Consider the following 25,607-nt stretch of genomic DNA (forward strand, 5'->3'; position numbering starts at 1 on the left):
ACAACATGGCAAACCACGGCGAGCGACAATCAGAAGTCTTGTTCAACGAAATCGATCGATTAGCTGATCAGGCAGACAGACAACCTACTCAGACTTTCAGCATGAGAATGCCTTTCGCGCTCTATCTAGAGTTTAAGAAGTTAACCAGACAATTGAAGGATGCTGCGCCCGCGAACTCCAAAGACAAGTACACGATGACGTCGTTCGTAAACTCTGCGGTCGCCGCGATCTTAATCCCAGCTCTCAAGGAGAGAGAAGCTGCGGACCGTTCAGCGCCTAATCCACGTTGAAGGTATTTATGGGAGAAAACATAACGATCTCTCTCGGTCATCCCGTACTGATCTTCCTTTGGAGCCTGGCTCTTTTCTGGTCGGGTGCGTTATCGTAATGCACTAACATCAATCGCGTGCCAGCGCCATCTGGATCGCCGTAGCAGCCACTGCCCGGATTGTCGTGCACGATATGCTTGCCGGGTTCATATTTGCATCCTCGCGTCCCGTTGGGTCCAGAGGGACCAGCGGAATCAATTGCAGTACTGAGGAGATGAGGGTAGCCGCAATCAGCGATACCCACGGCCGGCAGAGCTGGGAAATGCTAATCTGCGATGTGTTTATTCATGCAGGGGACATGACTGGACGAGGCTCTTTGCAGGAGCGCTCAAAATGCAATGTTTCCGCGAAGAATACTGTCCTTTACTAGGCCTTGAGAAAGGCTACACGATTCGTCAAACGACGGCCATCTGTCCCCTGTGGGGTGGGATGAAACAATTAGTGTGATAAGCGTTGCGCTGTGGCGCGTCTCTAGCTACGTCTGAAGTTGATGCGAATAATAGCTCAATGGCAAGTCAAAGAACCTTGCAATATGCGGCCTATGATTAGGCCGCGGAAACAGATGAGAGCTCGCGCATAGATAGCGAATGTCTTGCTAAGACTGGCATGCGACTGCAACAACGAGGGCTTCATCAAGGACGTTGAGAGCATCTTCCCCTTGGCCAGCTCGCTGGAAAACAAGATCTACCAGAAGGACAATTAGAGTCGGATGCTCGAGAGCATTGAGGATGCGGGCAATTCTGTCTTGATAATCCGATAGTGGGTGCTTGTCGAGACCCTGCTGCTTGAGTTCGGTGAATATAAAGCGAGAGACTACATACAGCACGCGGGGAAGATCAGACCAGAATTCTGAGTTTTGGTTCTGTAGTTTAAGGACTGCCTCGTCGCAATCTGAAAATGCAGTTGGATCGATCCGGTCTATGATGTCGGCGTGCCGTCTGATTCGGCTGAGTGTATCGTCGATTCTTGGCATCGATCCTCCATGTTGGCAATTGCCAACATGGAGGCCAGTCTAGCTTGCTATATCGTGATATGTCCACGAGTGAAGTCATCTCACATCGGTTCTATTTCTGACGGCCGCTCGCTAATTAGCTCTTCCAGTCATCGGTAGAAAAAGCGATCATGAAATAGATTGATTTTGGCGTCGGGACTCACGAGCAGTGAAGGGTGACTAAGCTGTTGGTATTCCCCAAGAACGGCGTTATCGCGTCTCTGTAAGCGTCTAGCTGAGTGGCGCGAGAAGCTGCTTTCCGAACCTGCCGGAAGCATTTACGCATCGACCATCGTCATGCCTCGCTAGCTCTAACAGGATTTCACTTCACAACCCTTCAGTCAGTTTAGAGATCGTGATCGAAAGCCCCGCGGCAATCGTTTGGAGCGTGGTCAAACTGGGGTCTTTTTTCCCCGTTTCAATCTCGGAGAGATAACTTCGATCCATTGCCAAGAAATCTGACATCTCCACCTGCGTCCATCCACGTTTCAGGCGAAGCGCGCGGATGCGGTCGCCGAACTGGATACGGATGTCAGAACTGGACATCCTACAATGGTCGCGTTATGCTTGCCGTATCCTGTTGGCAATTGCCTACAGATTGCTAAGAGTTTGACCACCAAACAAGGAGTTGGGTCTCAATGGAACCTCTCAATGAAAGCCAACCGATGTGCCCCTATTGTGGGGAGTCTCACGAGGACGGGTGTGACGAGGATGATTTCGCCATAAGCGCCGAAGACGCAGAGACTGAAGCTGCGGAGGCTAGAGCAGAGGAGGCTAGGTCTTTGGCTGGAGGCGAACATGATAAGGATGGAGATCTGCGGCCGGTATCCCGAGATTCCCCACGATGAAACGGTAATTCAGGAATGCCGTACTGTTAGGAATATTATCTGCACTCTCAGCGTGCAATAAGCACATCCGAAATCAAGCAGAGAACACGAGTTCGTCGTCCTACTTTGAGTTGCCTCAATGTCTCTTTCTCCAGAGGAACGTTGATTGCAGGCAGAAGCCCAGCCTAATTGCAGGTTGGGCTTCTTTGCATCTCTATGTAGGAGATGGCGTCAGCATTTGTAAATTGGTTCGTCGTACAACGGTTGGTGACGAAAATTGGCATAGAGCGGTTCAGTGTCCACAGTCTTCGTCGCGCCTGTGCGAAGTTCCGCCGCAAATCCGGGCGCTACAGAACCGCGAAGGCTCGTTAGGGCTTCGAACGGAATCATTAGTTTATTGTTGACGCAATAAGATGCAAAAAGAGCTACCAACTCAGACATCTCGACGGTGCGATGGAAAGGCCGTCTATCGCAGTTGGAAGTCGGCCGAGAGACAGGCGGAGCTCGCGACCACAAGAGAGGGAGCGCTCGTCATTGCCTACGAGTGTCCGGACTGTGGATCGTTACATATCGGCCATGCTGATCTATCCCAGCGCCTGGCGCGGGAAGTCCACATCGATCGAGTTTGCCTTCGGTGCGGTGCATCGATTCATGAAGCAAAACGGCAAAAGGCCAGACAATGGAATAGTCCAGTCTTGTACTGCAGTGCCATTTGCAGGCGATCGGCGGCTTCAGAACGACATCGAGAAAAGAAAGACCAGGATCGGATGGAGCTATGAGAGCAGTGTTTATCCGCCACGGGCAGAGCACTGGAAATGTTGGCATTCCCTGTGAGGACCTTGCGCTCTTAGAACTGACTGAACTGGGCTGGGAGCAGGCCAGAGAATTGGCTGAGGGCTGGATTGAAGTTCCCGATTTGATTGTGACTTCGCCATATTTACGTGCCCAGCAGACTGCCGCTCCAACAATGAAGCGCTTTCCTGAAGTGCCGGTCGAGGTCTGGCCGATTCAAGAGTTCACCTATTTACAGCCCGGCCGTTGGAATGGCACTCTGAGCATCGAACGGATGCCTTTTATTGAGCAATATTGGGGGCAAGCCGATCCAGAATACTGCGATGGAGCGGGAGCCGAGAGCTTCTCGTCATTGCTGGAACGAGCACAGACGGCTCTGCAGCGTCTCGCATCGTACCCAACCGAGACTTTGATCTATCTCTTCAGCCATGGACAATTCATGCAAGCTGTCCGCTCGCTCGTAACTGAATCCAACATGAGCAATCGAGAGAAAATGAGCGGATTCTGGGGGAAAGGAAGTCAGCCTATTTCCAATGGCGAATTGATCCGAGTTCGCAAGGAAGGTACCCGGTGGGAATATTCCGGATCAAAGAGGCTGTAATCTTTTGAGATCTCACGGCAGAGGGCCGATGCGATGGCGAAGCATCGCTAGAGTTTCGGCGGACCATGATGATGCGTATGAGATTGAACCCGGAAGAAGCGGCGCAGCCTAGCGTCCGATAGAACTGTATCCGATCTAGAATAGATTGATCTAAGAGCTGTAATTTCTATTGCTTGGGTGCCCGTCCCGTAGAGTGCTCTCTGCAATGTAGATAGACCTTTAGGGAGCGAAGCTCTATGGCTCAAAGCGACTATCTGGGTGCAAAGGCCTCGAATGCTGGAGACAGCTTTCATGAGCTATGGGCTTTAAACGCCGCGCTCGGCCTCATTCCTCTCAAGACGACGCTAAGGGCTATTGCGCTCGAAGGAGTTCGCGCATCCGATAGCGCTGCCGGCGATGAGGATGCTTGGAGTGGGGTTGACTGTGCTCTCTACTATGGTGGAAACACTTTCGAATCTGCCGAGCGTATCGAGCTCGTGCAACTGAAGTACTCAAGTGCGACGCCGAATAAGAACTGGACCATAGCAGGACTGACGGGCTCAGCACCGAACGGAAAGTCGATTATTAAGCGTTTGGCCAACCAGTTCCAAGCGGCACACGCTGTGCGCCGCGCCGACGCCTCTAAGTTGACGATTCCGAAGTTCGTCACTAACCGCGTAGTCGCGCCAGAGGTTAACGAAGCCCTACGTGATATTCGCGCGAGCACACGAGCAAAGCTTCACTCACTTCCGAAAAAGCGGCGGGAGAACATCGAGAAGCTCCGGAAAGCCTCTGGCTTAGCAGCAGCAGATTTTTCGGAGTTCTGTGATGTCCTCGTCATCGAAGGCAAGTCCGCCTCAAGCGTAGCGCTTCGAGAGAATCTTTTACTGACAATCGGCTCGTGGAGCAACACAAACTCTCGAACTCAGTTAAACGACCTCCTTCAGTTGATTCGGGAACACATGATGCCCCACGCCTTGCGTGATGTGGTCACACGAGAATCCATATTGGCAAGGTTTGGAGTATCTGATCAGAAGTCGATCTTTCCATGTCCTCCGGACATCAAACTCATCGCCAATGCAGTCCCCCGAAAGCAGACCCAAGAAGTTCTTACGCTGATCAAGTCGGGTACACGCCGGATATGCCTCCATGGTGAGGGCGGTTCCGGAAAAACCACCTTGCTGCAAGAGATACAGAAGAATTTGCCGCAATCATCGACCACGATCATCTTTGATTGCTATGGCGGAGGAACATATCAAAACTCAGATGGATACCGACACCAGGACAAAGATGCGTTCACCCAGCTGATTAACGAACTAGCCTCTGAGTTCCAGGCGCCCCTTTTTCTTGTCTCAGGTTCGGACACAGCTTTTCCGAGACGATTCATGGAGCGGCTTGAGGAAGCGGCAAATCTCCAAAAGGTAATCGCCCCAGACTCACTCCTTTTGATTGCTATTGATGCTGCCGACAATTCGATTTCGGCCGCTGCAAATTGCCAGCCTGCAGAGACGAGCTTCGTGCGGAACTTTCTCAAGCTTGGAGAATTGCCGGGAAACGTCGCCGTGATAGTGACTGCTAGGACAGGACGCCTCGGCTCCTTGGATTTACCGTCGGTCTTCAGCCCCATCCCTATCTCGCAATTTTCTGCCGAGGAGACTGCCGCGCACGTAGCAACATACTGGGCAAATGTGGCCGATTCGTGGACGGACCAGTTTCACGAGCTCTCGTCCCATAATCCTCGCGTTCAGTACTACGCCCTCAATAGCAGCCTGGCGTCAGGCAAACTGAATGACGCGATGCAATATCTCTTGCCGAACGGCAAAGGCCTCTCGGACGTATTCAATGGACAAATCCAGGCCGCTATCCTCAGGTCCGGTAGCAGCATCGACATCAAAAAGCTCTGTGCGGCCATCGTCGAACTTCCCAGACCCATCCCGGTAAGTGTCTTGTCATCCGTGACTGAGCTCTCAGAAGCGCTGATAACCGACATTTGCAATGACTTGAAACCGGGCATCAAGCTGGCTAATGATGAGATTTCCCTTGCAGATGAAGACTTCGAGCGGTTCCTCGAAGAGGAGAGCAAAGATCTATCGAATTCGCTCTGTACCAACGTCGCGAGCATTCTGTGGTCGTCCCGAAGTGCATCCCCATACGCGGCGACGCACGTAGCCGCGTCCTTACTCAAGGCTAACCGCGGGCACGACTTAGTTGACCTCATTCAAACGGAGAAGGAGCCAGCGGTCATTTCGGATCCTGTTCTTCGCCGTGAGGTTCAACTCCAAAGACTCAAACTAAGTATCAAGATTTGTCATGAACTCAACGCTCCCGTCGACGCCGTAAAGACTCTTCTCATCGGGACAGAGGCCATAACCACAGAGGATGTGATCCGAAATCGGCTCATTAATAATCCAGATTTGGCCGCATCCTGTAGTGCTGAACGAGCTTCTACTCTAATCCTTCGTGATCCAAACGAATATCGAAATCACGGTACGTTGCTGTTCCACTTGTATCGCCAAGACGCGATCCGTGGAGATGTTCTGCAGGCCCGCGCTCGAGAGAGGCAGCGGGACGCTTGGATGAAGCGACGCCAGGGCGCTTCAAAGAACCAACCAGAGGATCGCTACCAAACGAAAGATGAATGGCCTCTTTCCGATATCGAAATCGCCGTTGCCTTCGAGGGCGACATCATCGTGTATGGACCCGACTATGCCCTACGATCACTTCGGCGATGGATACCCAGAATTTTTCTTCCGACAGTTCTAGTTCTTGTCACAGAACGGCTTCTCGCATCAGGTCGAGTTGACGACGTCAAGAGACTTTATGAGAGCAAACGCCTCCACCCTGCTTGGAAGCTTTTCATTTATGTCCAATGTGCGAAGGGTCGGATCTCTTTTCCTCAAAACGATCTCGTCCGCAGTTTGGCTATTTGGAACAGAAGAAGCCGGAAATTTTTGTGGGGTTCCGCATTTGCTAGCCGTGAAGACCTTCATCGCAAAGTCTTAACGGAGAGTGTCATTGACGCTTGCGAGCTTGCAGTTTCGGCTGGATTGCCGCCATCGACGATCTCGACCTTGCTGGGGCAGTTCGTAAATTCCCGCCTCAGGGAACGGACCACTTTTTCCGCTTTTGACTATAGCGGCCTCGACTTCACGCTTCGGTCACTCGCTCTTCAATTCTTGACCAGTGGCGCCGCCCTGAATCCGAATAACTATTGGCTTGCACCCTCTAGCCCGGATGCCGAAACCAAGGGGCAGTCAGATGGTCGAGAGCGCGAGAAGAGTGCATATATCGATGCCCTGTGCGGCGTTTACGCCCATCGCGCAAGGCTATTGTTTGACCGCAAATCGGACGTAGACGTGTCTACTTTGCTGACAGCGATTCGCGCGGGGGCCAAGCTGGATAGCTATGAACTCCGTCGTCAGTTTGAAGTTGGCAGGATACGGGAACAAACCGTACGTTCCTTGTCTGTGTTACTCACTGTCCATTCTCTTCCCGCCAAACAGCTACTCGAGACGGCAGTAGAAATATTCGGAGATCGAATCCAATTCGCAACTACCGAGCAGTTGAGCGCTATTGCAGCTTTCCGCATCTGCCCCGAGATTCACGAGTACCTGCTTCGCTACACAACGGATTGGAGTTCCAGACTCCCAGAAAGAAAAATCCCCGCTTCTGAACGAATCGATACGATGATACGGCTTGCACGGTTCATTCTGCCGATCAGCCAACCCAGCGCGAGTGCAATGTTCATCAAGGCTCTAAATTTTGCCAATGATATCGATGAAGATGTTCTCCTACAAATCAGAGTGCAGGCAGCCTTCGTCGATAGAGCTTGCCCAGAACTGGATACTCAGCGGAAGTCCCAGTTGGGGCGGGACATGGTCTGCATTGCGGGCGACGCCATTCTTCGCTTCGACGATATCCGGGAATTCGATTGGGGTCATTTTGCTGGGGTCCTCACTCGCTTGTGTCCGAGCCTTGCCCTTGGGATTGCTTCCCGATGGGAAGACTCGGCAATGTTGAAGAGGGATCGAATTTTAGCGCCTGCGGTCATGTCCGGATTAAAGTCCGGACAGTTCACAGTCGGGCAAGCATGCGCATTGGCATCCCTAATCGATGATCGGAACTCCCCGGTCCTAGTTGCAATCGCTGAGGCTTCGATCAGCCTTCCGCAGAAGACCAGGGCTACTATAGCGGACATTGTTGCGTGGGACGATCTGCTGCGCTTCGGGAAGGGCTTCAATGACAACGTTGTGAAGTCGTTGAAACTGGTGAACGCTCTTCCGGGCCCATGGACTCGTTCTCTAGACAGCACCGTTTCTTTCGTGTCGACCTATCAAACAACGCATCCGGATAAAGATGAAGAGACTAAACCTCTCAGTCCCGCTATGCAGGCGGATAGCCCGTGGACTGAGCCGATTGCCTTTCAGAACTCTTCCGAACTCCAAGATGCAATCAAGAAGGCGGAAGAGGAGGCCGAGCGACGAGGCCAGCACTATAAAAGCTACGTCGCGTGGGACTTGATAACGGACCGCATCCCAATTGCCCAGCGAACAGTTTTTCTCAACTCCGTTTGCGAACTGTATAGCAAAGGTTATCGGTACTCTGTAGATAGTGAATTGGTCCGAGTCATCAACCGCTGGCACGAAGATCCAGCCGTCGAAGGATGGTGTGGGCTCACAATGCCCACATTCATCCGCGACAACATCATCGAATTAGGTCAGTGGATACGCTCTGGCCATTCCGTCATCCACGACCTGCTCAAGTATTCGCGTCTCGGACAGGAGCAGATTGTTGAGGTGGTATTAGAGGGGCTTGCGGCGAATGCAGAGGCCCTATCGGCCCCCTCCGCCTTGCCACTCGTCGAACTGCTCGCTGTCAACTTGGGTGTCAACGACGCTATCGTCTTAGCGGAGTGGTATTCCGATCGCCTTGTCACTCATATTCCGCCCAGTGACCGCGATCTGATCGACGCAAGTGATATACCAACCGATGTTCATGCCGGTATTGCTCGGTACATATTTTCCGTGATGACCGATGTGGACACGCGTATACGTTGGCAGGCCGCGTATGCCTTCGTTAGATTGGCCCTTCTTGACGAGACTGAGACTATCAGAGCCTTCGCAACGGAAGCAACAAGAACTTCAGACCGACTCTTCCGACAACAAGCCGCTCCCTTTTACGATATGGCAGGGAAGCTTTGGTTGATGGTAGCTGCAGATCAAGCCGCTCTCCTTGCACCGGACAGTGTCGTTTCCCTTCAAGAAACGATGTGGGCTCTCTTAACGGATTCTGCCTTTCCACACGTTTTGATTAGGGCCTTTTCCCAAGCTGCGCTGAAGAAGCTCGCTGGTGCCGGAAAGATAATCCTCTCCACTAAACAAAAGGTGTCTCTAAACTCGATCAATAGATCGACGTTGAAGCGGGCGCCTAAGAATGAAACCCAGAGAGAACTAGACGAAGACAAAATTCCTACGAGACACAGATTTGACCCCATTGATACGATTCCGTATTGGTACAGGCCAATCGTAAGCTGTTTCGCTAACGTTCCGATGGACCGCTTTCTCGCACTGGCAGACAAATGGATAAGTAATACGTGGCAAGTTCCAGCTGACATTGGTGTCTGGAAGGACGAAAAGAGACTGAATCGATTTTCGGAGCGCGATTGGAACCTTTGGTCCAACAGCCACGGCTCTTCGCCGGTGATCGAAAGACCATCAACATATTACGAATGGCACGCGATGTGGTGCACCCTAGGGGAACTTCTGGCAACCGAACCTCTCGTTCAGGAAAAGGATGAATGGTCGTACGACAACGTGTTCCTCAAGATAGAGAGGGAACTGCTCACATACCCCCCGATCTGGCTCTCTTCTCTCAGAACGCCCAAACCACTCGAACCTCAGTTTTGGTTCGAGCCGTTAAGCAGGGCAAGCATTGAAGAATGGCTGGGTGAACCCGAAATCGCGTTCTCTTTAAAGGAGATAAGACTCGACTCCGCGTCGAGCCAGATCGTTGTAGAAGGCCAGCACGAGACCCAAGCACCATGGTTTCGTTCAGAAGTGATAATTCGCACAGCGTTGGTATCTCCGGATCGGGCGCTCTCGTTGGCCAGAGCCCTATCATCCGCGAACCACTATCGTTACTATGTTCCATCCGAAGGTCACGACCTTGAGATCAATAAGGGACCATACCGTCTCCGAGGTTGGCTCAAGGACCCGGATACGAATGAACCTCGAATCGATGAGCACGATACTTTCCGCGGATCGATAACCGCCTCGGGGGACATTCCTGGCTCCGCAGTTACAAAGAAATTCCACTTGAATTCGAACTGGCCTCATGACGAAACGATCACTGGATCGGACGGGGCAGTCATCTTCACCAGGGAACGATGGTGCGACGGCATCGTCACAGATGGTGGATACCGTCGATATGACGATCGACCGACTTCTGAGGGTGAGCGTCTTTATATGGACAAGCGGGCTTTGAAGCAGTTTTTAGCAAGTGAAGGTATGGACCTAATTGTCCACATACAAAACACAAGAGCAAATCGAGGATATGGCTATGGCGAGAGCAACCAGGACGAAAAGCGCCACACGTACAACAAACATTTCATCCTCAAGTCAGATGGGACCTACCAGGACCCACTCGGAAATTCTGGAACTTGGTAACACAATCGTCAATGAGGTTGGACTTGATGATGACACAGACACTCTCGGGCGATGGATGTGCCACCATATCGCTGCTCTGATCGAGGAGTCAAAGAGTGCAAGGACGGCAGAACTGAGGCGAACTGCCCAACGGGAAGCTGTCTCTACGATCCTTTCGATATGGGAGAAGCGGACCTCATTGCCTGCGAACGCTTATCCGCTGGCTCGCTACAAGTACCTCTTGCAGTGCCTTGCCGCCACAAGCCCAGATGCGTCGATTTGGGAAACGAACCGGCGATCCCCCATCATCCAGGCTGCTGGCAATATCTTTCGTGACGTCTCTGAGATTGTGAACCTTGCGTTATTGATGGACGGTAAGCCGCCCTTATTCAAACGCAAGAAGGAGAACGCCCCTCCTGTTTCAGTGCTGTTCTTGGACTTGATCGAAGCAAAACTCGTGAATGCAGTTGAGGAACTTGATGAGAGATCCTTGGAAATGATCCAATCCATCATCGATAGCAAGGATTCGGTTACTAGTCCAGAAACTAAGGCGTTGCAGGCGCTTCTAAAATTCATTGGATCGACGCTAAAGGAATTGAATGTGCTTGCAGAGAAGGTCAACGCTAAACTGACCGACAAGAACGACGCAGAAATCAAATCCGAAATCATGCCGAAAGACGAATATACGGTGAGCATCGTAAAGAAGCTCTCACAATCGGCAGCTGAGAAATGTGCAGAAATACTCAAAGAAGGTGCCGCAGTAGACGTCGCGATAGCTAAAAGAGGCCTTTCCGAAGCTAAGAAGATTGTACTTGCTAAGCGTGGTAAAGAAATAGTTGGTTTGGCAATTATTAAGCCTTTTCGCAGCGTCTACGCAGCAAAAATATCAAAGAATAGCTCGTCGAGCATCGAAGTCGGAACTGCAGAGTTGGGATATATCGCGATTAGTAAGGCTTGTCGCGGGAGCGGGCTCGGTCAGAAGCTCGTTCGGACTCTACTCACTGATGTACGCGATCCCCTGTTCTCCACGACCACGTCGGTTGCCATGAAAAAAATATTATCGAAACAGGGGTTCAAGAAGGCCGGCCAGCCCTGGAACGGACATGCTGGACGTCTGACTCTCTGGAAGAGATCGGAGATTGCCCCATTGCCGAATGTGAAGCCTGCGGCTAAGCAAGATCGCCTCGATTCGTAACCGCTCCTTGGTATCGTCCAATGGCTCACTTCGGTGAGTCGTCATCTGTCGCTACGTACCAAGCTACATCTTTCGATTTAAAGAGATCAGGATGTTGTGAGGTCAAGTGAGAAAGCACAACCTTAGCGATACGGACGCTGTGCTCGACTTCCTTCTGCCACTCGACATTCGCAAGGCCATCGCTATGCGTCGGTTTCCACGGCGCTGTTCGAATGGCGAGGACGAGACTTGAGGCGATGAGGAGCGCTGGCCCCAGCTTTTGAGCGTCGACCTCACGACGGTAGCCACCCACGCGCGAGCCAGGGTTCCATAAGCTCCCGAGCGGCCCACCGCTGTCCATCACGCACAGTGAGGGCAGCTTGTTTGCGGGTTTTCCATACCTTCTCCCATCCGTCGGGATGATGCGGATCCGGAATCTCCGCTGGATGCGAGTGGGACACTATTAGGCCCGCAGGTATGGCTCGCCGAAGACGGAATTTAAAGTCGATCTCTCTAGCCGTGGCATCCTCAAGTGTCGTCTACCGATCTCAGCCACGGAACCTCTGTGCCAGAGCTGATTTTCGGTTGCCAATCGCGACTCAATGAGTGACTAGGCGATTTGCACTAGAGATTTAGCGCGAAGCCAAATTCCTTCTCAGCGACATCAGCGCCTATCGATACCAACGTCGGTCCAATAGCGTCTCGGTCGATGTTTTGCAGACAGACGGCAAAGGATTGGTGGCGCAGCTTGAAAATGCAGCCGACATCAAATATGATTGAGCTTGCCGAAAATAGAGTAGCGGGATGGTATCTCCCGCGGTCATCCCTCAGATGATCTCTTCACAGCCACGGCGCAACCTGACCAACAGTCGGGAATGCGCATGACGTGGCTGTTTTCGCGTTCACGGTGCATCCCGACGAGAAGGATGTGCGCGTGGCCATCTCGAAACAGAATATTCTCCTGAGCGCCCTGCTCTGGACTAGTACGGGTCTGTTCCTCATTGAGGCAGGCGTAACGATTGCATCGCTCGCAAGCATATGTGTGAACCGTGTTCTGAGATGTGCTCTGGACTTGGCGGTCGTTGCACGACGAGTAAAAAGCATCGGGCACCGATCTGTCGCAACCATTACGTTTCTAGTGGTGATAGCTCGGCCAGGTTTGGCCAGAGCATCGGATACGACGAACACCTCGAATCAGGGTAAACCTGGTGATCATGTGCCGTTCTTCCTCTTAATTGATAACCGGGCTAGCTTCGCTTATCAATCGACCGCAACACAACCAGGCGTCACCAGCAAAACGGCCAAACAGATTTTCGAGTTCTCTCATCTTGATATCTGGCGCTACGGGACGAATCTTGTCATCGTCGATCTGCTGAAGTCAGATCACGCGGACCCGGCAGCGCCGTGCCTCTCGCCGAACGGCCCAACGACAGGCTGTGCCGGCGCTGCGGAACTCTATGGCTTCATCCGAAGCACGTTGGGATTCAACGAAATCCTTCGCACCAATGCATTCGCCAAGGGGCCATTGCACGACGTGTCTCTCGTAATCGGCGGCGATGTACAACGGGAAAACCGCTATTCGAGCGCATACAAGCATGATGTTGTCACTGGACTGCAACTCGCATTCGACTTGCCCTACAAAGGCTTCCTAAATGTCAGTCCTCTGTACTACAAGGAAGCAAATTACAACGCTTACGCGCAATGTGATGTCGGTGGCATTCCGGGTGTGACTTGTCTCGCTGATGGCGATATCGCGTACAGAGGCACTTGGGCAGTTGAGACTTCGTACTACATGGACCTCGATTTTCTGCCAGCGAAAATGCAATATTTTGCTGTTCGCGGCCGCGCCAATTTCTATGGCCCGAAAGGCGGAGAGAATTCACCTCTGCCTAGCACCCCGACAAAAACTGAGATCGATAGCGAGCCCGTCCGTCTGATTTTCGATTCCGGTAAGGCGTTCTGGGGCTCGAAGCACACACATAGGCTCGACGTGTGGGTCGCGTATCGATATTGGGAAAACAAGTATGGCTTCGACCACAATGCCAGCACGGTCTGCATGGGCCGGGGCGCCGGCTCCTGCGTGGAGAAGTCGTTTTATCCAGGCATCACCGTTAAGTTCTAGATCGATCCAAGGACCAGCAACGAGGCCCTTCGATCAATCTGGGAGCCTCCACTGGTTACAACCGCGTTTGTGCAGACCGTGCACCTTCTAACTGTTACACCTCAGGTGAATCATGCTTAGCAACAATAAATGGCTCGTGTTGGTTGTCGTTTCGACCGCTCTCTTTCTCATCAGCATTGACATGACTGTGCTGTATACCGCTTTGCCACGGCTGACCCACGATCTTGCCGCCGACAGCGGCCAAAAACTTTGGATCGTCGACACATTTCCTCTTGTCATGGCGGGCTTGCTTCCAACTATGGGTGTGCTTGGCGACCGGATTGGGCATCGCCGAGTCTTTCTTTGGGGTCTGATTGCTTTTGCCTCTGCTTCTCTGCTCGCCGCTTATGCCCCCTCAGCGAACGTCCTGATCGCGGCACGGGCCTTTCTTGCCGTGGGCGCATCCATGATGATGCCCGCGACGCTTTCTCTTCTGCGACTGACATTTACGACCGACAAAGAACGCGGCCAAGCAATCGGTATCTGGGCTGCTGTCTTTTCAGGCGGTGTTGCGATCGGCCCGTTGATCGGTGGAGCTCTACTCAGCCATTTCTGGTGGGGCTCCGTCTTCCTCATTAACGTGCCCGTGGTTGTAATGGCACTTATCTTTACTCCATTCATAGTGCCCGCTGGAAAGGGGAACCCAGAGCGGCAGCTCGACCTCCTGAACTCACTGCTCGCCATGGTCGCAATGGTTAGCCTGGTCTATGCGCTGATGGAGGTCGCAAGACCCGGAGCAGGGCTGCTTGGGGCCACTTTCGCGGGTGTCATCGGCATGACGGTTATGGTCATCTTCGTGAGGCGGCAGAACCGTTCTCCAAGCCCGATGATTGACTTCTCGCTATTCGGCAACGGACGCTTCACAGCCGGCGTATTGACCGCGATGACCGCAACCCTGGCTGGTGCGGGCGTACAACTTGCGCTCACGCAGCGGTTACAGCTTGTAATCGGGTATTCGCCGTTTCATGCGGCTCTGTTCATGCTGCCAATCTCGATCTCGGCATTTGTCGCAGGTTCCCTCAATGGGTTCGTGCTCCACAAGGTGGGCATCGGTCGGGCACTCTGGACAAGTCTCATCATGGCTGCGACCGGCCTGATCGGCTACGCTGTCTTCCGTAACAGCAGTGCTGTCGAGCAAGTCGGAAGCTTTGTCATCTTGGGATTTGGCGTGGGTGTAGGTTCAGCGATGGCCTCAACCGCCATCATGATCAACGCGCCAGAAGATAAAGCCGGCATGGCCGGCGCCATCGAAAGCGTCGCCTACGAACTCGGCGGTGTGCTTGGCGTTACCATCCTCGGTAGCATTCTGTCTTTTACCTATACGAAGGCTCTTATACTGCCGCAGGGCATTCCCACCCCAGCGCTCGCCATGGACAGCCTCGATCAAGCCCTGTTGCTCGCCGGACACTTGTCCGGTGACACGATGACGAAATTGATCACTCAGGCTAAAACGGCCTTCGACATCGCCTTCTTATCCGTCTTGGTCGCTGGCACCGCGATCATGCTGCTGATGGCCGCAGCGATCGCCCGAATCATCAGCCGGGCGAAAACACCTGAGCCTTCTGCCGTTCACCGTATGACCTAGTTCTTCAACAACTCTTAGCAAATCGGAAAGGACAAATCACCATGAAACTTACCTCTACCATCGCCCGGATTCTTTTTGGGGTGCTGTTCCTCGTATCTGGACTCAACGGGTTCTTGCAGTTCATCAAACTGCCTCCCACCACCGGAGCTGCCGCGCAGTTCATGGGGGCTCTCTTCGTCTCCCATGAGATTGCCGTCATCATGGCGCTTGAGGGGATTGTGGGTGTCCTGCTCCTGGTGAATCGCTTCGTACCACTAGCCTTGTTTCTGTTGGCTCCGGTAATCGTCAACATCGTGCTCTTCCACGCCTTCATGGCGCCTGAAGGCCTTTCCACGGCGCTGATTGCCTCCGTCCTCTGGGTACTTACTGCTCTCGGCGTTCGCGGCATCTTCAAAGAACTGTTCCGGTTTCGCCCAACGGATTCTGTTCCAACCTAAGTCGGCCCGACTATTACAGGTCCGGGTGTGCCGCAGCGGCACACCCGGACTAACTCGTTTACCTGGCGAACGCGTGAATTTGTCCACGCGAGGTAGCGGAAGCTATCCGGGTCCGCGTTAAACTCCGGAGACGTGAAGGCCTTCTTCATCCATCGGTGCGCTGCGTCGGCTGGCAGGAAAATGCCGTATTTGTTTTCATGTTCAGACGGCGCACACCAGGACATATCTGCCGGGCCTCCCTGACTGGTGCGGATGGTGCTTGCGGCAGCCAGGATCGGGTTTCCTGCAGCTTCAGGCGTCCGCTCTTTCGCTCAAACAGTCAAGGCCGTTGCCGTCCAGTTCCGTCCGGCGCGTCCAGCCTCGAGTCCGAGGGTGTAGTCCATCTTCTTCATGGAGTCCTCTATACGCGGTCAAGTATAGGACGGGTGGCCAGTCCTCCGCGATATTCCAGACCGAGATGGGGTGCCTCTGCTGACACACGGAATCTTGGTCGCAAAGATATTGCTCCCCACAAGATTGAAGCCACCTTCGAGCCAAACGGGTTTTACCTTCTTCTTATCGGGAACGCTGGCTCGGGCAAGACGTATCTCATGCAGCGACTAGTGAAGAACATGGTGGTAAAGAGACGTCGCATCGTTCTCGGTGCGCCACGCACAAGGCGATCGCGGTCCTCGCGCGCAAGCTAGTCGAGGCCTACATTCGAGTCCGGATCTGGTCGCATACCTTGTCTTTTTTACAAGAAGGCTATCGGAACAGATCGTCGAGGCGATACGACAAGTTTCGAGCTGCAGCCCACCCTGCATTCACAAATATTTCCAGTGTCTCTCGCATAATCCTGAGGCATTCCGGATTGGTCTGGAAAATTTCGGGGTGTTCGGCCAGATAGGTGCTAAAGATGCGCAGTACCAAGTCGAAGCCTAGCTGCTCGTATTGGTAGCCCCATTTCTTCGCGGTGCGGAGAATGTCACCGACACGCAAAAACACCCTCTCGGGGTCCAGAGAGATGAACATCTCAAGAGACTGCGTTAGGCTATGAGCGATTTGAGCCTCTCCCAACGCCGCTAACTTGTCCCAGTGGCCTCCAATCGCCTCGTAAAGCCAGACCTGCTCTGGTGTTTCTACAACTGGCGCAGAGTGAGGCCGATTCTCCTGGAACGCGCCTACAGCGAAGTAGAGTTCTCTGCTCAGGTCCAGCGCCAGTTTCATCATGCTCCTAAACACGCGCTGTTCATCGTCACTCAACTGGCGGTGCTCCGCAATCGCCTGATTCAACGGCTGGAGGTTTCTGGTCTCCCATTTCTTGGAAGTGGGGGTCGCGCGTGAAGATCGCTCTCGCTCCCAGTCGCTGCCTCACGACACGGTAAGGCTCGTCCTCATGATCGACAAGCTGTTGCACCATTTCTGGAACTGCGTTCATTGGGTACAAATGCAGGCTCTCGCGCATCACAAGCCACTGACTTCGAACGTCGGCGGGGGTGGTGTGTGTGTCCGCCGCTATTTCAGCTTCGTGCTCGATAATTTAGGCGTCGATATAGCTCGGTGCAAACGCAATAATCACACCGGAGACAATCGCTTCGTGGATCGCTGTGGTGGCCGCGGGGTTAGAGCGTCTTCCCAACAGCCAGCGGAGATGCTCCTGCGCGGTGGACGCATCGAGCACAATGTTGAACCTGACGAAGTCGCGTAAGAACGGCGAAAGCGCAGTGATGCTGCCTGCCAAACTCAAGAGTGTTTGCAGCTTGTCGGAGCGAAAAACCTGTTTGAGGTGAACCTCTTCTCTCATGCTCAGTCACCATGCGGGACGGAAGCGACGGTCCTCCGTCTAATCTTGAACTCGCCCGAACCGAACTACGACCAACAGGTTCTCAGCCGGGGCCACCGTGATACTCCCCGGTTCGTGTAACTCGGTGCGCACCGTTCCGTCTTCGTGAACGTCGATTTGCGCGAGGGCGTCCTCGCTTTCCTTGTCGAGGGAAATAGTGCATCTCCAATAGGGGCCGGCATTCCTCCAAAAGAGATCGAACGAAAATCCGTCCTTGTGTTTCTGCGAATAGGCATTGTTCTTTCGCAGGCGTGAAACAATTCGCCCTAGGATAGACGGACTATCGAGATTCTGTTCGGCGATGATCTGTAATTCTTCAGCTTCTGTCATGAGGTTTCCACTCCGGCCCTATCAGTTCTTGCTCTTCAGTACCTTCCATAGAAAAAAAGCCGGATGCCGCTTCACGTCTTGCCGATAGTCAAAGATGGTCTTTCCGATGGTAGCGAATGCCACGGCGGTCGACAACAATCCCACACCGGCCGTCTGCACCGTTGCTGCAAGACCCAATCCTGCAATCATTGCATTGGTTGCGAGCTTTTCTTTGACCCCTTTCATCTTGGCGTCTATTTCATCCATGCGGACCTGTGTCAGCTCATGTACGGCATAATCCGCAGCCCGGTTGGCTTCTGCCGGATCGTCCTTCTCTCGGATGCTGCTCAGCTTCTGGTCGAGCAGCAGGCGAAATCGTTGGAATGCCTCTCCCTCGTCTTGCCGAATCCGCATGATGTCCTCTGGACTCACTCCGGCCAACACCGGCAGGTCGAGATTGAGAAAGGTATTGGCCGTGTGTACGGGAATGCTGCTCTGCGGCTCAAGGACTTTCTGCACCGCACGGTAGGTCAACTCTGAGCGGCTGCCCAATACTGCATTTAGCCGCGCCGCGAACGCGAACTGCCTCTCTATCCTGGTGAAAAGTTCCAGAGCGGCTTGATTGACCGATTGCTTGAGCCAATGGTCAAAGTACGCTGCATCGGGAACATCGTCGGGCAGCGTGAAGGTGCCCCGCACGATATGGGTCTTCTCGTCCATATCGATCACTTCGTGCTTCCAGAGCAGATACATAAAATCGGCTTTTCCCGTGTCATCTCCGAAGTCGATGTTGATCGCCCGTCCCGGACGAAGGCCGTTCTCCAAACGAAACCCTCTATCGACTTTCGTCATGCTCTTCACGACCGCCGCTTCGCGAAAAAGCTTCATGATCTCGGACGGAAGCGCATCGTCATAGGCCGTCGGGGAGTAGTTGATCTCCAGTGGCTTCCCCGCCGGGCGGATGGGACGAAGTGGAAGAAGCTTGAGAAAATTGCCGGCAACGAAGGGAGTTACAGACTTGAGTAAGCCTGCAACACGCGCCAACTTGCGACGATCAATTCCATCGTCCTGCTTCATGCCCAGGTACTGATTCATCGCATCAGCCGTTCTGTCTAACCGTTCGACTAATGGCAAGAGAGGGTCGTCGAACACGTACTGATTTACATAAAGCGACGATTGAACGAGGTGTGCCAGATTGATTTGCTCATCCGAAACAACCACCAAGTTGCTGGGATCTGTGGAGATTTCCGACTCGACAGTCGCGGCTTCCTTCGTGGCGAAGTCGTAATACCGTCGTAGTTCCTTTTCGAGTTCCTGCTCCGAAACCGACTCGAACTCTTCGGCAACGAGAGTTTGATTGAAGAGAAGACTTTCCGCCAAAAATTCGTACGTACGAGATCCCATGCCTCAAGTTTATCTATGTGAGGGAGGAAGTCTCCTCCTTATCTCGAGCCGCTTCGCGTCGTCGGCCAACTGACTACATTGCTTTCAGCTTAGTCAGTCTCGATAAACGATAGGCGCCTATCGTCTATCGTTAGTTATATTTCCAATCGACCAGAAGTGAACAAGCTGAACGTTTACCGAACTGATATCTGAGTGTTCCGATCAAGCTCGATGTCTACATGACATGTGTCGAAGAGAGACGCTTCGACATGCGGTTTTGAAGAACTGCCGGAAGGTCTGCTAGATGCTGCAAGAGGGACGTATTCATTCGTTCCGCCATCTTTGCTGTAGTCAGAATGTGGTGGCACGCTTTTTCAGTGACCACGACATCACAGTAGGGAGTAGCCAGCGCTAAAGCATCAATGTCGTAGATATCGTTGACAGTCCAAGTCCGCTGTCTATTTCGGTGCCATGCCGCTTTGAGAACGATAGAAACATCGGTGCTAGGCATAGATCGCACCAAGCGTCTACCGGATTCTGGGTCCTGCATAACGTCTGTAAGGGCAATGCCTCGCTCCTTGAGGCTTCTCGGGAGAATGTCTTGGAATTCAATTATCAGTTCGCGTGCGGAAACGAAGTCGTCTAGTCGTCCGCGCCTCGACTTCGGGTCCGAATCAAGGATCTTCTTAAACTCGCGCTCTTGCTCTGCACGGCTTTCTGCGACGGCGGCCGGGCCTTCAGGCTTGTAGCCGAGTGCTCGCAAATCAGCCTCGTCGTTCGAATCGACGGGGCCCCGCAAAATAGAGCGCTCCATCCTCAACATCGAGTCCTTCATGTACGCGTCGAAGGCCTCAGCACCATAGCGCTGGCGGAAGCCCTCCGTCTCGTCCCCCGACGGCCCCTGGATCGCGAACCCGCTCTGAACCCCGAACGCGTGACGGATACCTCGGCCGATCAGAGGCACCTTCGAATGCGGATTCGGTAGTTTCGCGATTGGGTCCAAGACCGCAGAGAGCTCTGTCGCCATCACTATATGTCGGCCCACAAGTGTATTGAAGTCTGTAAGCTCTTCTATAACATTGGCCAGAGATCGTCGCTGTCTGGGATCCTTGATATTCTGTGCTTCGGCATAGACCGTTCCTGACAAGACGAACAAAGCTCTCCTGGTAGAGCGTGCATGGCGACATGCTTCGAGCACGTCGCGATGCATTGCTCCCTGCGGGTGACCTGCTAAGGCTTTCGACAGTCCAATCCAATGGTTTAGATCTAGGTAAACAATCAACCTGTCAGCGGGAGGCAGTTCAAGCAGAAGCGGCCAGATGAGGGGAGGAGCAACATTATACATATGTTCAAGAGTTTCCTATCAGGCAAGGGCTTTTACACAACATAGAGAGCATCCGCTTCAGAAACCATCTTCGGTATTCTGGATCGAGGAGTGTGGCGTGGCAGCTGCTTACAGCAGCGCGTCGCTCGGAACCTCAACAGCAGCTAAGGGCAAACGGTTAGCTAAAAGTATGAGAGCGTCCATCACTCTTTGAACCTCTTCTTGCTGACTTGTCGCGACGACGTTATCCGATCGATAAAGAGGAAAAGCCAGGTCGTTTCCTTGAGCACGGATTCCATCCCTAAAACAACCACTCAGAGCTAATGTTGTCGCATCCCGCCCGTGAAATTGGACCCAAAGCGGTCCGCTCGAAGGCGACCGTTTCCAAGCATACGGCCAATAACCTAACCAGACCCGGAATCCTCGTAGTAGGACATTCTGCCCGTAAAAGAAAAAGCTGTCATAGCCCGCCCCGAGTCTGCCGGACTCGCGGATGAGTTGAGACGTCGTCGCGGAAGCTATTACTTCGGAAGTGAGCCATACGAGGTGTCGGATCGATTCGTCTTGAATGGGATTGCGAAGTTGATCATTCGTGAATGGGATGAAGTGCTCTTGTTCGATCACGTTACAGAACTCCTTAAGGTGCTCTAGGGCTCCACTAAATAGACGCTCTTCGCGAGCGCCATCGCCGACAACCGCGTCCTCAAGTCGGTGCAGGAGGTCGTTCCAAGACAGTACGACAAGTGAGTGCTTAGAGATCAGCTCAGACAGCTCCTCCCGCAATGAAAGGAGCCGTTCTGAGGGAGCGATAAAAATGACTCTAGGAGCGACCTCAAAGTACCTTCCGGAAAGTTGGTGGTTGGTAAGGGAAGCCCAGAATTTCAGTTCCAATAGTGCGACGGTACGACCATGCTGAATAAGATGAATGTCGGGAATACACCCTGCAGACCCCTTTTGGGTTTCAACCTCGATAGGTACTGTATCCAAACTAGAGGTATCAATTAGGCTTCGGAGGACCCCCTGTCCAGCCTCTTCACGAAGAAGCAGAGCGAGAACTTCACCCGCTAAGTTTTCCCGCTTGTCTCTCGCATGGGTCTGTACAAAGCTAAGAAGATCTTGCATTCTCTGCTATTCTCCGTGTCGCTTTAGGGTGTCGTTTTGCTAATTAGTTGACACATCCTTGTTCGGATTATCTTGCACACTATCGTTCCTGGCCCTCCCCCGCTGATCTCGATGAGCGTTCTGAAGCCTAAACTTCCGGCAAAAAATGTAACTATCCTACACATTCCCACTCTCATTCGTAACCGGTGCGCCTGTGCCTGGTCCGTCGTAAGTTCGGGGTCGGGAGAGAGTTCTTCGACCGGGGTAGGTGCAGTCGGATCCGCACCAGTTGCCATGGCTACATCGTTGCTTTTCGCAGGCGGTGATGGCGGCGAGAAGAACGTCTCCGGAAAACCTGCTTCCGGCTGCGCCTGGATGAGTCGCTTGCGCCAGCGTCGCGCTAGATTGGTCAAGCGGCCGCCATTCGAGTCCGGATCTTTCATCGCTGGGATTACTGTAAACGACGTAGACCCTTTCAACAGTTCGTTCAACTTGGTCCCCCACGTCAAGTTCGCAGCTGCCTTCGAGTTTCCGGAGATCTGAATGATGATGATCGCGAACCGTCTTATCCCTGGCCAGAATCACTACCGCACCAATCATCCCGATGACCGGGAGTAAGCAAAAAGCTTGCAGGTAAATGTTCATCGGGCACCCCCTTAGACACAATGTCGGACCAGGCAGGAAGCCCTATGACTACTCACGATGTAGACTTGCTGTTCCATGTGATTCCATATCGTGTTACGATATGGAAAGAAAGATGTTCTATCTATGCTGATCGAACACGATGACATTCAACTTCTGGCTAAATTCCGGCGGGAGATTCGGCGCTTCTTGCAATTTAGCGATCAAGCGGCCGCTTCTGTAGGTCTGCAACCACAACAGCACCAGCTTCTATTGCAGGTTGCTAGAGCTCCGGACGGCACTCTGATCACGATTGGCTACATCGCTGATGTGATGGGACTCCGACACAATACCGCTGTTGAACTTAGTAAACGGTGTGAGTTGGCGGGACTGGTGAGCAGAACTCACGATCCTAACGATCGCAGGTGCGTGGTGTTAAAACTGACGACCCTAGGCAACCGCGCGCTTCGTCAACTCTCCGACGTCCATTCTCGGCAGTTGCGGGAGTTAGCTCCAAGCCTGATCCAGGCACTCACACGCATACGCAATTCAACACCATAAGCGGCAGCGGGCGCATAGACCGCGGATGAAAGAAGGCACACTTGCAGTCAGAGCCATCGATTCTCAGAGATTTTACAGTCGACAGACGGGTCTGGTTACTTTCCAGCGTTTCCATTGTCATTGGCATATGCGCGACTATCCTGGCCGTACTACTTCTGCGCTGCATCACGGTGTCGACGAACTTCTTTTACTACCATCGCTTCAGCATCACTCCAGTTTCTCCATCCGAAAGTCCTCTAGGACATTGGATGGTTGTGGTTCCCGTTGTGGGCGGATTAATCGTTGGCCTGATGGCGCGGTTTGGTTCAGACAAAATACGTGGTCACGGAATGCCGGAAGCAATCGAAGCGATCCTCCTTCACCGAGCCAAAGTCGATCCTAAGATCGCAATTCTGAAACCCCTCTCGGCGGCAATTGCGATTGGTTCCGGTGGACCCTTCGGCGCAGAGGGTCCCATCATCATGACAGGGGGAGCAGTTGGATCTCTCATCGGTCAATGGATGCATGTGACTGATGCAGAAAGAACCACACTTTTGGTCGCCGGAGCGGCAGCGGGTATGTCCGCAACGTTTGCTACGCCGGTGGCGGCGATTCTCCTGGCGGTCGAACTCCTGCTCTTTGAATGGCGGCCCCGGAGCTTGGTTCCCGTATCGATTGCGAGTGCCACAGCGGCGCTTCTCCGGGTTTATTGGCTTGGCGCAGGGCCGCTCTTTCACATGCCAACTCTGCCGGGCACTCTTAATCTTTCGTTTGTGATTGGGGCTCTTTTCCTGGGTGCTTTCGTGGGTCTCGTCTCTGCAGGAATGAGCCGCATGATGTATGCATTTGAGGATCTGTTCGAGCATTTACACCTCCACTGGATGTGGTGGCCTGCAATTGGGGGCATAGGCATTGGAGTGGGCGGCCTCTTCTTCCCGCGTGGCCTCGGAGTTGGATACGACAACATTGCAGAGTTGCTTCACGGGAGCGCACCCATCGGGCTAATCGTTGGAATTCTGATCGCAAAATCGCTGATGTGGGCATTTTCCTTGGGATCAGGAACCTCCGGAGGAGTGCTCGCACCGCTGCTCATGATTGGTGGAGCTGTGGGCGCGCTGGCGGGGCATCTAGCTCATGCTCCGTTCGAGACTCAGGCATTCTGGGCGTTGATCGGCATGGGATCCATGCTTGCAGGATCTCTTGGCGTGCCGCTCACTGCGATTCTATTTAGCTTGGAGGTTACGCACTGCCTCCCTGCCTTGCTGCCTCTATCGATCGCCTGCGTTGCATCTTATCTTGTCACGGCTCTCGTTATGCCTCGGTCAATTCTGACTGAAAAGCTTAGCAGGCGAGGCTATCATCTGACTCGCGAGTATGGTGTCGATCCGCTTGAACTTGTCCTCGTAAGAGAGGTTATGTCACCCCTCGCAATAGGAGCTTCACGAATTCCTCTCTCGAGTGTTTTTGCTTACGCAGATTCAACAACGCGAGGGGCCGCGGAAATAATGGCTACGGAAGGCTTAGAAACAATACCGGTCGTAGACCGAACGACTAACGAAGCATGTGGTGAGTTGTCGCTTAAGGATTTGTTGCGTGGAAGAGGACGATCCTTGGACCGCGAAAATGAGCGGCTCAGGCTCTTCGGGTATATTCCTCCCGAACTTGGTGGTCACAACTGAAGGAGAATTCTTTGCTTCACCTTCACCAACACTCGAAAGTTGCTACTGTCTGTCAGGCGGAGTATTGCCCCGGTGGAATATCGCTTCATCGTTTCAGTCTTGCATCGAACCACTGATTGGTCATTCACTGAATGCAATTCGCAAACTGTCGCGGAGAGCGACATAGTAACTACAGAACCACTGTTTTAAACAGGTACGCGTGAGAAGACACCTTTGCGAAAGCGGGGGCCTTCTCCATATGGGCTACATCCAACGCGACGGATGCAATCAGGGAATGCTGTTTCCAGGATTACTGGACGACTTTGTACTAGCCGATCAGGTTTGCCACGTGATTGATTCGTTCATTGAGAGGCTTGACAGATCAGAGCTTGAATTTGAGCGCGCTCGGGCTGCCGAGACAGGACGACCTGGCTATGATCCACGCGATGAGCTGAAGCAATATCTATACGACGACCTGAATCAGATCCGCTCGTCGCGGCGTCTGGAATCTCAGTACTGCCGAAATGTAAGGTCGTAGAGCAATGCAGGTCGGGACAAAGGCATAGCGAAGCAGCAAGAGATCATTCAACTTTGTTTGTACCTGCAGTGTTGTTTCAAGGCTGCTCCTGTGGTGGCCGGCGCTTAGTGAACGGTGCGAGAGTTTCAATGAGCTTAGATCCGAGGATGTAGAGCTCATGTGCGTGGTCGTCGGAAAGTGCCTTGAGTAGACGAATTCCCTGAGGCGTAAGCGAGAGGATGACGTGCCGGTATTCGCTTTGCTCGACATTACGGACGATATGACCTGATTCTTCGCAACGTTTGCTGAGTTCGACAACGCTATGGTGACGTAACGAGAGGCGTTCGGCGACGTAACCCACCGTGGTAGCCGTATCTTCAGGAGCTCCAGCGATTTGCAGCAACAGTTGATGTTGCTGTGAGGTAAGCCCCGCTCGCGAGGCTGCTTCTTCGCTGAATTGCAGGAATTTCCTCAGCGTGTATCGAAACTCCGCCAGTCGCTGCATCCGGGAGTTAGTTGCCGACCCGCGCTTGGAACGTATCATTTACGTCATTCTATATCTTATCAGGATATCGTGATACGATATCGTCGAGTGTTGTTTGCTGTATCACTAGCACGTCGACGAAAGACCAGTACGAGTTTGGCTCTCGAGAATCCCCCCCCGCGAGGCTCTTGGGTGCTCAGTCGGTGTTGCGCGAGGTGATCTATGAAGATCGAAGTAATGATTCTCTTTCTGATACCACTAGTGGCAATGGTCACAGCAGCAATTGTTATCGTGAGAGACAAGAGGAATTCATCCGATCATAAGGTCG

At 53.0% G+C, this 25,607-nt stretch carries 18 protein-coding genes; 9 read left to right on the forward strand and 9 right to left on the reverse strand.

Annotation, left to right across the window (positions count from 1 at the left end):
- Positions 1–924 precede the first annotated feature (924 nt).
- Complete coding sequence (locus GSQ91_RS03660; protein WP_158819893.1) at positions 925–1,302, reverse strand: hypothetical protein; 378 nt, start codon at positions 1,300–1,302, stop codon at positions 925–927.
- A 345-nt stretch (positions 1,303–1,647) separates the two neighbouring features.
- Positions 1,648–1,866, reverse strand: coding sequence for a helix-turn-helix domain-containing protein (locus tag GSQ91_RS03665; RefSeq protein WP_158819894.1), 219 nt, complete (start codon positions 1,864–1,866; stop codon positions 1,648–1,650).
- 1,056 nt (positions 1,867–2,922) lie between these two features.
- On the opposite strand from GSQ91_RS03665, the gene GSQ91_RS03670 reads away from it, so the two are divergent.
- The 7 genes from GSQ91_RS03670 (at position 2,923) to GSQ91_RS03700 (ending at position 15,520) form a co-directional block, all read left to right on the forward strand.
- Positions 2,923–3,540, forward strand: a complete 618-nt coding sequence (locus GSQ91_RS03670; protein WP_158819895.1) for a histidine phosphatase family protein — start codon at positions 2,923–2,925, stop codon at positions 3,538–3,540.
- Between the two features lie 236 nt (positions 3,541–3,776).
- Positions 3,777–10,184 carry an ATP-binding protein gene (locus tag GSQ91_RS03675; protein WP_158819896.1) on the forward strand — a complete coding sequence of 2,136 codons (6,408 nt, stop codon included), beginning with the start codon at positions 3,777–3,779 and terminating at the stop codon, positions 10,182–10,184.
- Between the two features lie 178 nt (positions 10,185–10,362).
- A complete protein-coding gene (locus GSQ91_RS03680; RefSeq protein WP_158819897.1) occupies positions 10,363–11,358 on the forward strand; it encodes a GNAT family N-acetyltransferase in 996 nt (331 codons plus the stop codon).
- 106 nt (positions 11,359–11,464) lie between these two features.
- Positions 11,465–11,590 carry a hypothetical protein gene (locus tag GSQ91_RS26040; protein ID WP_256370362.1) on the forward strand — a complete coding sequence of 42 codons (126 nt, stop codon included), beginning with the start codon at positions 11,465–11,467 and terminating at the stop codon, positions 11,588–11,590.
- A gap of 675 nt (positions 11,591–12,265) precedes the next feature.
- Positions 12,266–13,459, forward strand: coding sequence for a hypothetical protein (locus tag GSQ91_RS03690; RefSeq protein WP_216845049.1), 1,194 nt, complete (start codon positions 12,266–12,268; stop codon positions 13,457–13,459).
- Between the two features lie 112 nt (positions 13,460–13,571).
- Positions 13,572–15,083 carry an MFS transporter gene (locus GSQ91_RS03695; RefSeq protein ID WP_158819899.1) on the forward strand — a complete coding sequence of 504 codons (1,512 nt, stop codon included), beginning with the start codon at positions 13,572–13,574 and terminating at the stop codon, positions 15,081–15,083.
- A gap of 41 nt (positions 15,084–15,124) precedes the next feature.
- Entirely contained in the window at positions 15,125–15,520 is a 396-nt protein-coding gene (locus tag GSQ91_RS03700) for a DoxX family membrane protein (protein WP_158819900.1), read from the forward strand.
- A gap of 744 nt (positions 15,521–16,264) precedes the next feature.
- On the opposite strand, the gene GSQ91_RS03705 is transcribed toward GSQ91_RS03700, so the two are convergent.
- The 6 genes from GSQ91_RS03705 to GSQ91_RS03730 form a co-directional block, all read right to left on the reverse strand.
- On the reverse strand, positions 16,265–16,729 hold the full coding sequence (locus GSQ91_RS03705) for a hypothetical protein (protein WP_158819901.1): 465 nt from the start codon (positions 16,727–16,729) through the stop codon (positions 16,265–16,267).
- Positions 16,730–17,039: 310 nt separating this feature from the next.
- A complete protein-coding gene (locus tag GSQ91_RS03710) occupies positions 17,040–17,303 on the reverse strand; it encodes a hypothetical protein (protein WP_158819902.1) in 264 nt (87 codons plus the stop codon).
- Between the two features lie 39 nt (positions 17,304–17,342).
- The gene (locus tag GSQ91_RS03715; RefSeq protein ID WP_158819903.1) at positions 17,343–17,672 is read right to left on the reverse strand and encodes a hypothetical protein; all 330 of its coding nucleotides are present in this window, start codon (positions 17,670–17,672) and stop codon (positions 17,343–17,345) included.
- A 21-nt stretch (positions 17,673–17,693) separates the two neighbouring features.
- Positions 17,694–19,055, reverse strand: a complete 1,362-nt coding sequence (locus GSQ91_RS03720) for a hypothetical protein (RefSeq protein WP_158819904.1) — start codon at positions 19,053–19,055, stop codon at positions 17,694–17,696.
- 214 nt (positions 19,056–19,269) lie between these two features.
- Positions 19,270–20,379, reverse strand: coding sequence for a hypothetical protein (locus GSQ91_RS03725; protein ID WP_158819905.1), 1,110 nt, complete (start codon positions 20,377–20,379; stop codon positions 19,270–19,272).
- A 108-nt stretch (positions 20,380–20,487) separates the two neighbouring features.
- Positions 20,488–21,480: a hypothetical protein gene (locus GSQ91_RS03730; RefSeq protein ID WP_158819906.1), complete on the reverse strand. Its 993-nt coding sequence runs from the start codon at positions 21,478–21,480 to the stop codon at positions 20,488–20,490.
- A gap of 747 nt (positions 21,481–22,227) precedes the next feature.
- Here GSQ91_RS03730 and GSQ91_RS03735 point away from each other — a divergent pair.
- The gene (locus GSQ91_RS03735) at positions 22,228–22,641 is read left to right on the forward strand and encodes a MarR family transcriptional regulator (RefSeq protein WP_158819907.1); all 414 of its coding nucleotides are present in this window, start codon (positions 22,228–22,230) and stop codon (positions 22,639–22,641) included.
- Positions 22,642–22,889: 248 nt separating this feature from the next.
- Positions 22,890–24,299: a chloride channel protein gene (locus tag GSQ91_RS03740; RefSeq protein WP_254064346.1), complete on the forward strand. Its 1,410-nt coding sequence runs from the start codon at positions 22,890–22,892 to the stop codon at positions 24,297–24,299.
- A gap of 593 nt (positions 24,300–24,892) precedes the next feature.
- Here the strand turns inward: GSQ91_RS03740 and GSQ91_RS03745 are convergent.
- Complete coding sequence (locus GSQ91_RS03745; RefSeq protein WP_158819909.1) at positions 24,893–25,339, reverse strand: MarR family winged helix-turn-helix transcriptional regulator; 447 nt, start codon at positions 25,337–25,339, stop codon at positions 24,893–24,895.
- Between the last annotated feature and the right edge of the window lie 268 nt (positions 25,340–25,607).

This window comes from Granulicella sp. S156, from assembly GCF_009766105.1.
Lineage (GTDB): Bacteria > Acidobacteriota > Terriglobia > Terriglobales > Acidobacteriaceae > Granulicella.